This is a genomic window from Streptomyces sp. NPDC090798, from assembly GCF_044768965.1.
GTDB lineage: Bacteria > Actinomycetota > Actinomycetes > Streptomycetales > Streptomycetaceae > Streptomyces.
Genome location: NZ_JBIVXA010000001.1, coordinates 383,432 through 390,443, shown reverse-complemented (window position 1 = coordinate 390,443; position 7,012 = coordinate 383,432). Strand labels below are relative to the sequence as shown.

The window sequence follows — 7,012 nt, the reverse complement described above, 5'->3', positions numbered from 1 at the left end:
CCCTCCCGAACCGGGGGGGGGGGGGGGGGGGGGGGGGGGGCGGGGCGGCGGGCGGGGGGGGGGGGGGGGGGGGGGGGGGGGGGGGGGGGGGGGGGGCGGGGCCCCCCCCCCCCCGGGCCGGTGTCACCGGGTGCGCGACCACCAGTCGAGGCGCAGACAGAGCTTCCCGCCGAGCCAGTACTCCACCCAGTCGCCCAGGTCCAGCGGCGAACAGTTGGGCGGGACCACCGGCGTGGGTACGGGTGTCGGGACAGGCGTCGGCACGGGCGTCACGGGCGTGGGTACGGGCGTCGTCGGCTGCGGTGTGGGGTCGGTGCGGCCGAAGAGCACCGAGCGGTACACCTCGGCCGCCCTCGGGTTCTGGGCGCACTGCCACACGCCGTGCGGACAGTAGTCGGTCAGCGTGTTGTACAGCGGTTTGTGGTCGTCCATCCACGCGAGCATGCGTTTCATGTACGCCGCGTTGTCGCCGTTGCGAAAGAGACCCCATTCAGGATAGGAGATGGGTTTGCCGTGGGCTTTGGCGAAGTCCACGTGCTCCTGAAGGCCGTACGGCTCGTTCACCTCCTCGTCGAACGACAGCCCCCGCGGCTGGTCGTACGAATCCATGCCGACGATGTCGACCGTGTCGTCCCCGGGATAGCACTGCGTCCAGGGAACGGCGTCCCGGCCGCGGCTCGGGGCGAAGTCGAACCGGAATCTCTGGCCCGGCACCGCACGCATGGTGGTGACGATTCTGTTCCAGTACGTCTTCCACGCCTCCGGGTCCGGCCCGCAACGGTGGGTGTAGGTGATGCCGTTCATCTCCCAGCCGAGCACGATGACGGTGTCCGGGACCTCCAGCTCGACCAGGCGCTGCGCGAGGGCGCGGAAGTGCCGGTCGAACGCGCCGGCGGCACCCTGGTGCAGCAGCATCCGGACCTCGGCGTCGGAAACGTTCTCCTCGTTGCGCTCCATCATCGGCACGTTGAGGACGAGCATCCGGTCCTTCCGCTCGCGCCGCCAGTCCGCCCAGACGTCGAGGAAGCCGGGTGCGCCCTCGATGTTGCTCCAGCGGTCGCCCGGCAGATACGTGTGCGCGACACGGAGTTGGGCACCGCCCAGCCACTGGCTGAGCTGCGCGATCCGGGCCACACCCCGGGGGCCGTAGTCGAGGTAGGCGCCGAACGCGGGGAGCGGCTGGGCGGGTTCGGACGCGGGTTTCGTCGGCGTCGCGGGTGCCGGCGGCTTCGTGGACGTGACGGGCGCGGGCACCGTTGATGTCACGGGCGTGGGCGCGGGCGGTGTCACCGAGGCCGGTGTCGGGGATGTGGGTGTCGGAGGTGTGGGTGTCACCGTCGTCGATGCCGTCGGGGTGGCCGGCGTCGGCGGTGTGGGCGGTGTCGGTGTCACCGTCGTCGGTGCTGGAGGGTCGGCGGCCCGCGGCGCACCGCCGCCGACGGCGTGTCCAGGACCGGCCGCCAGGGCGACCGAGGCGACGATGCCGACCGCGACGACGGCCGGCCTTCCGCTTCGGGGCCGTTGCTTTCGTGGGGCCATGCCTGCTCCCCTCTCCACTCTCATAGCTCCGAATGCGCCGACTCCCAGGGCTCGGACGCGCCTTCCGTCAGTTGTTCATACTTTTCCCTCTACTGACACTCAGTCATATGAAGAGGAATCCCGCCAACCGAGGCCGCGTCCTTTGATCCCGATGGATGACGCGAGCCCGGGTGCCGGACGCGGCGAGGCGTCCGGCACCCAGAGGGTCGTACTAACGACGGGACGCGGCTCGGCCCCTTCGGTACAGCACTGACCCGCCGAGCAGCAGTGCGGCGCTGGCGGCCGAGGCCGCGAGCACGTTCTCACTGCCGGTGTGGGGCAGGGTGGGCGGGAGCCCGGGGGGAGTGACGGGCGGAGTCGTCGGCGGCGTCACGGGGGGCGTCGTCGGCGGGGTGGTGGGAGGTGTCGTCGGCGGCGTCGTGGGGGGCGTCGTCGGCGGGGTGGTCGGAGGAGTGGTGGGAGGCGTCGTCGGCGGGGTGTCGCCGTAGTCGGGAACGTTCTCGCACGTGTTGCCGTACGCCGGGTCGAGCGCGGCGATCACGTTGACGGTGTCGCCGCACGCGTTCACCGGCACATACACCGGGAGCTGGACGGCGTTGCCCGACCCGACACCGGGCGAACCGTGTGTCTCGCCGTACGCCGAGGAACCGCCGTGCGCCGTGGAACCGGAAGGACCGCCGTACGCCGAGGAGTCGGAGGGACCGCCGTACGGGCCCGTCTCCTCGCCGTAGCCGCTGTCCGAGGAGCCGGAGCCGTAGTCGGAGGCGCTCTCGTGGGGAGCCGGCTGCTGCGGCGCACCCTGCGACCCGTGCGAACCCTGCGACCCGCGTGAACTCGAGCCGTTGGCGCAGGAGTTCCCGAAGGCCGGGTTGAGCGCGGCGATCACGTTGACGGTGTTGCCGCAGGCGTTCACCGGCACATGCACCGGGAGCTGAACGGTGTTGCCCGACGCCACGCCGGGCGAGTCCGACGCGCCGCCCTGCGCGTCCGCGTCGGCGAACACGGGGGTGCCGTACAGAGACAGGATGCTCGTCGCGGCCGCGGCTGCGGCCACGACCATTCCCCTACTCAGGGTCTGTCGCAATCTCGTTGTCTTCCTGCTTGAAGAAGTGAGGAAAGCCGGCCTTGGAGCCGAAAGGGCGCCCAAGACCGGCCAGGACACAGCCTGGAAGGCTGCCGTACTGCGCGTCAGTCGCTGGCGCAGGCGCTGCCGAACGTCGGGTTGAGCAGGGCGATGACGTCGACCGTGTCGCCGCACAGGTTGACGGGAACGTGCACGGGGACCTCGACCACGTTGCCCGAGAGGACACCCGGAGACCCGACGGCGGCGCCCTCGGCACCGGCGTCCGCGAAAGCCGGGGCGGCCATCCCCAGGGTCATGATCGCGCCGGCGACGACAGCAGCGCTCTTCTTGTGCTTCACGTACTTTCCCTTCTCTGCGGTCATGCCCCTATGACGGCCGAAACCGAGCGAGCACAGCTTGAACGGCTCGCACCATGACCTGCAGGCTGTAAACGAGGGATAGACGTCGGAAGAAACTACAGAACGTCAGCCGCTTGGGAATTCACTCGAATCGCCCCGCATTCGAATCAACACCGAAGCTTCACACGCACCCACGAGAAGAAACGCTTCCCTTGAATGAACCGCCTATATGACACCGAAGAGCTCGGGCCCCGTCGCGTTTTACGCGGGCGGCCCGAGCTCTTCAGGCGATGATCTGCGGCGACGGTCAGTGGTTTCCCACGCCGTTGCCCGACAGGACCGGAATGCCGTCCGCGATGTGCGACAGCGGCTCGTCGCCCTTGGCCTGGGTCGAGTTCTCGGCGCACTGCTGGTTCTGCGGGGCCGACAGGACCGGAATGTCCTGGACGGCGACGGGCACGAGGACGCCGACGACCGAGCCGACGTTCGCCTTGGCGGGCAGGCCGACACAGAGCTTGTTCAGCGTGCCCTGCGCCAGGCTGAGCTGGGGGCTCATCTTGCCCTTGGTCACGGAGTTGCCGAACGCCTGCTTGGCGCCGTTGCCGCTGACCGACGTGGTGCCGTTGTCGTCGCCGATGGCAAGCGCCTGGGGCGCGGCCGCCGCCGAGACACCGACGACGGAAGCGGCGACCGCCGCCGCGGCCATTGCCTTCTTGAACATTTCTCGTTCCTTTCCTGGCAGAGACACATGTTCCTGCTCTCGCATCAACCCGGCGGTCCTGGATTGGTTTCGGTGGTTCACCCGATCGGCCCGTTCACCGGCGGCGAATTCGTGGGAATCCCTGGGTGCTCACGGGTCGCGGAATCACTCTTCGTTGTGGGCCATCGGAGTGAACCAGAGCAACCAAGGGCGTCCGCGGCAGTTGACCATGGCGCTCCGGTGGACGGGGTTTCTCCAGAAGGGACTAGCTAGTGATCAAGAAGGTTATGGCCGCCGCGGCGGTCGCCGCTTCCGTCGTCGGCGCTTCCGCAGCCGCCGCGCCGCAGGCGCTGGCCATCGGGAACGACGGTGGCACGACGTCCACCAGCGGCAACGGTGCGGTGCAGTCGTTCGGCAACTCGGCGACCTACGGCAAAATGAGCCCGCAGATGGCGCTCATCCAGGGTTCGCTGAACAAGCCCTGCATCGGCCTGCCCGTCAAGGGCAACGTGGGCTCGCTCGTCGGCCTGGTCCCGATCTCCGTCCAGGACGTCCCGATCCTGTCGGCCCCGCAGAACCAGCAGTGTGTCGAGAACTCGACCCAGGCCAAGGGCGACGAGCCGCTGTCGCACATCCTGGACCAGATCCCGGTCCTCTCGGGCAACGGCACGAACAACCACTAGTACCCCACCGCCGTCCCCTTCCTGGGACCTCGTCAACGGGCCGCCGAACTCTCGGCGGCCCGTTGGCTTTCTCTCCCCGTGCGCACACGGCCGACCGCCGACCACGGCCTGGGGGAGCCCACCGGCGCACGCATGACGGTTGAAACCCCCGCACGCTGGGCCGAACGGGGTATAACCCGCAACCCCTACGTGGTCTTCCCAGTTGATGATCATGCAGCTCCCCAACAGGAGTCCGCTTTCCGAAGGGAATGAACATGAAGAAGCTGTGGGCAACCGCTGCTGTCGCCGCTTCCATCGCCGGGATCTCGGCCACGGCCGCGCCCCAGGCCCTGGCCATCGGTGACGACGGCGGTACCACGTCCGTCAGCGGCAACGGCGCCGAGCAGTCGTTCGGCAACTCCGCCACGTTCGGCGACATGAGCCCGCAGCTCTCGCTGGTCCAGGGTTCGCTGAACAAGCCCTGCATCGGCCTGCCGGCCAAGGTCAACGCGGGCTCGCTCGTCGGCGCCATCCCGATCGCCGTCCAGGACGTCCCGATCCTGTCGGCCCCGCAGAACCAGCAGTGTGTCGAGAACTCGACCCAGGCCAAGGGCGACGAGCCGCTGTCGCACATCCTGGACCAGATCCCGGTCCTCTCGGGCAACGGTGCCAACAACGGCTGATCCCAACGCCGCGAGAGCGGGCCGCCGAGCACCTCGGCGGCCCGCTTTTCCATGTGTGCGGCTCTCAGCCGCCGTACGGCTCTCAGCCGCCGTACAGCGCCTCGATCTCGGCCGCGTACGCCGCCGTCACCGCGTGCCGCCTGACCTTCAGGGACGGGGTGAGCAGGCCGTTGTCCTCGCTGAACTCGCCTTCCACCAGGGCGAACGCGCGGATGGACTCGGCGCGTGAGACGGCCTCGTTCGCGTGGTCCACGGCCTTCTGGACGTCGGCGCGCAGAGCGGGATCCCCCACGAGTTGGGACAGCGGGGTGTCGGCGGGCCGTTTGCGGACGGTGAGCCAGTGGGCGAGGGCCTCGGGGTCCAGGGCGATCAGGGCGGCGACGAACGGGCGGTTGTCGCCGACGACGACGCACTGGCCGACCGGCGGGCGGCTGCGCAGCCGGTCCTCAAGGACGGCCGGCGAGACGTTCTTGCCGCCGGAGGTGACGAGGAGGTCCTTCTTGCGGCCGGTGATGGTGAGGTACCCGTCCTCGTCGAGGGCGCCCAGGTCGCCGGTCGTGAACCAGTCGTCGCGCAGGGCAGCTTCCGTCTCCGCCGGATTGTTCCAGTAGGCGCCGAAGACGACACCGCCCTTGACGAGGACTTCACCGTCGTCGGCGATACGGACCGCCGTGCCGGGGACCGGGAGGCCCACGGTGCCGGGGCGGGGCCGCAGGGGCGGCACGATCGTCGCCGCGGCGGTGGTCTCCGTCAGGCCGTACCCCTCGTAGACGATGATTCCGGCGGCGTAGAAGAACAGGTTGAGGTCGCGGTCGAGCGGGGAGCCGCCGCTGATGGCGTAGCGCATACGGCCGCCGAGTTCCTTGCGGACGCGGCGGTAGACCAGCAGGTCGTACAGCGCCCAGGCCGCGTACAGGCCGGGGCCGGGACCGTTGCCCGTCCCGAGGAACTTGTTCAGATACGCCTGCCCGAAGCGGACGCCGACGCGGTCGGCGCGGTCGAAGGAGGCGCCGCGGCCGATCCTCTCGGCGGTGGCGCGGCCGGTGTCGTGGATCTTCTCGAAGAGGTACGGCACGCCGACGAGAAAAGTGGGACGGAACTCCCGGAGCGCGGGCCGGAGTTCGTCCGGTTTGATGCTCGGGCAGTGGCCCAGCTCGATGCGGGCCATCAGGCAGGCGATCTGAAGGGTGCGGCCCAGGATGTGGGCGAGCGGCAGGAACAGGAGGGTCGAGGCGGTCTGGCCGGTGACCTCCTTGAAGACGGGGTGCAGCAGTTCGACCGTGTTGGCGGCCTCGGCGTGCAGATTGGCGTGGGTGAGAACGCAGCCCTTCGGCCGTCCGGTGGTGCCGGAGGTGTAGCAGAGGGTCGCGACCGTGTCGGGGGTGAGCGCGGCGCGGCGCTTGGTGACCTCCTCGTCGGGGATGTCCCGTCCCAGAGTGGCGAGTTCGGCGAGCGCGTCCGTGTCCAGTCGCCAGACGCGCGGGGGTTCGGGGTGCCGGGCCGTGGCGGTGGTCACGGTGTCGGCGTTCCGGTCCGTCTCGACGATCACGAAGCGCGCCCCCGAGTCCCGCACGATCCACTCCACCTGCTCGGCGGACGAGGTCGCGTAGACGGGGACGGACCGGCCGCCGGCCGCCCAGATCGCGAAGTCGAGGACGGTCCACTCGTAGCGCGTACGGGACATCACCGCGACCCGGGCGCCCGGTTCGAGGCCCGCCGCGATCAACCCCTTTGCCGTGTCGGAGACTTCGCGGGCGAAGACCGCCGCGGTGACCGGGCGCCAGACTTCGCCGTCCCTGCGGCGCAGGACCACGGCGTCCGGCGCCTCGGCCGCGTGGGTGAAGGGCAGGTCGGCGACGCTGCCGGTGGTGGGGCGCGGGGCCAGGGGGGCGGCGCGGACCTCGCGCACCGCCCCCGTCCCGTCCCTGATCAGCTCGACCTCGCCGCGGGACGCCAGGTCGGTGCGTCGCTTCGCCCGTTTCAGATCCTTGCGTACGCCCATCACG

Annotated in this window: 7 protein-coding genes; 2 read left to right on the top strand and 5 right to left on the bottom strand. The window is 70.0% G+C overall.

What is annotated here, in order from left to right; translation table 11 throughout:
- Positions 1 to 123 precede the first annotated feature (123 nt).
- The 4 genes from ACIQTP_RS01625 to ACIQTP_RS01610 form a co-directional block, all read right to left on the bottom strand.
- Positions 124 to 1,539: a glycoside hydrolase family 26 protein gene (locus ACIQTP_RS01625; RefSeq protein ID WP_403395225.1), complete on the bottom strand. Its 1,416-nt coding sequence runs from the start codon at positions 1,537 to 1,539 to the stop codon at positions 124 to 126.
- Positions 1,540 to 1,750: 211 nt separating this feature from the next.
- A complete protein-coding gene (locus ACIQTP_RS01620) occupies positions 1,751 to 2,599 on the bottom strand; it encodes a chaplin (RefSeq protein WP_403395223.1) in 849 nt (282 codons plus the stop codon).
- Positions 2,600 to 2,727: 128 nt separating this feature from the next.
- A complete protein-coding gene (locus ACIQTP_RS01615; RefSeq protein WP_403395221.1) occupies positions 2,728 to 2,985 on the bottom strand; it encodes a chaplin in 258 nt (85 codons plus the stop codon).
- A 283-nt stretch (positions 2,986 to 3,268) separates the two neighbouring features.
- Complete coding sequence (locus ACIQTP_RS01610) at positions 3,269 to 3,682, bottom strand: rodlin (protein ID WP_403395219.1); 414 nt, start codon at positions 3,680 to 3,682, stop codon at positions 3,269 to 3,271.
- A 251-nt stretch (positions 3,683 to 3,933) separates the two neighbouring features.
- Between ACIQTP_RS01610 and ACIQTP_RS01605 the strand changes: the two genes are divergently transcribed.
- Positions 3,934 to 4,344: a rodlin gene (locus ACIQTP_RS01605; RefSeq protein ID WP_403395217.1), complete on the top strand. Its 411-nt coding sequence runs from the start codon at positions 3,934 to 3,936 to the stop codon at positions 4,342 to 4,344.
- A 254-nt stretch (positions 4,345 to 4,598) separates the two neighbouring features.
- Positions 4,599 to 5,006: a rodlin gene (locus ACIQTP_RS01600; RefSeq protein ID WP_403395215.1), complete on the top strand. Its 408-nt coding sequence runs from the start codon at positions 4,599 to 4,601 to the stop codon at positions 5,004 to 5,006.
- Between the two features lie 82 nt (positions 5,007 to 5,088).
- Here ACIQTP_RS01600 and ACIQTP_RS01595 read toward each other — a convergent pair whose 3' ends face one another.
- Positions 5,089 to 7,008, bottom strand: coding sequence for an AMP-dependent synthetase/ligase (locus ACIQTP_RS01595; protein WP_403395213.1), 1,920 nt, complete (start codon positions 7,006 to 7,008; stop codon positions 5,089 to 5,091).
- Positions 7,009 to 7,012: the final 4 nt, after the last annotated feature.

Bases quoted from the DNA above. Each gene is read 5' to 3' on its own strand.
- ACIQTP_RS01625 (WP_403395225.1), bottom strand. From the start codon at position 1,539: ATGGCCCCACGAAAGCAACGGCCCCGAAGCGGAAGGCCGGCCGTCGTC.
- ACIQTP_RS01610 (WP_403395219.1), bottom strand. From the start codon at position 3,682: ATGTTCAAGAAGGCAATGGCCGCGGCGGCGGTCGCCGCTTCCGTCGTC.
- ACIQTP_RS01620 (WP_403395223.1), bottom strand. From the start codon at position 2,599: ATGGTCGTGGCCGCAGCCGCGGCCGCGACGAGCATCCTGTCTCTGTAC.
- ACIQTP_RS01615 (WP_403395221.1), bottom strand. From the start codon at position 2,985: ATGACCGCAGAGAAGGGAAAGTACGTGAAGCACAAGAAGAGCGCTGCT.
- ACIQTP_RS01595 (WP_403395213.1), bottom strand. From the start codon at position 7,008: ATGGGCGTACGCAAGGATCTGAAACGGGCGAAGCGACGCACCGACCTG.
- ACIQTP_RS01600 (WP_403395215.1), top strand. From the start codon at position 4,599: ATGAAGAAGCTGTGGGCAACCGCTGCTGTCGCCGCTTCCATCGCCGGG.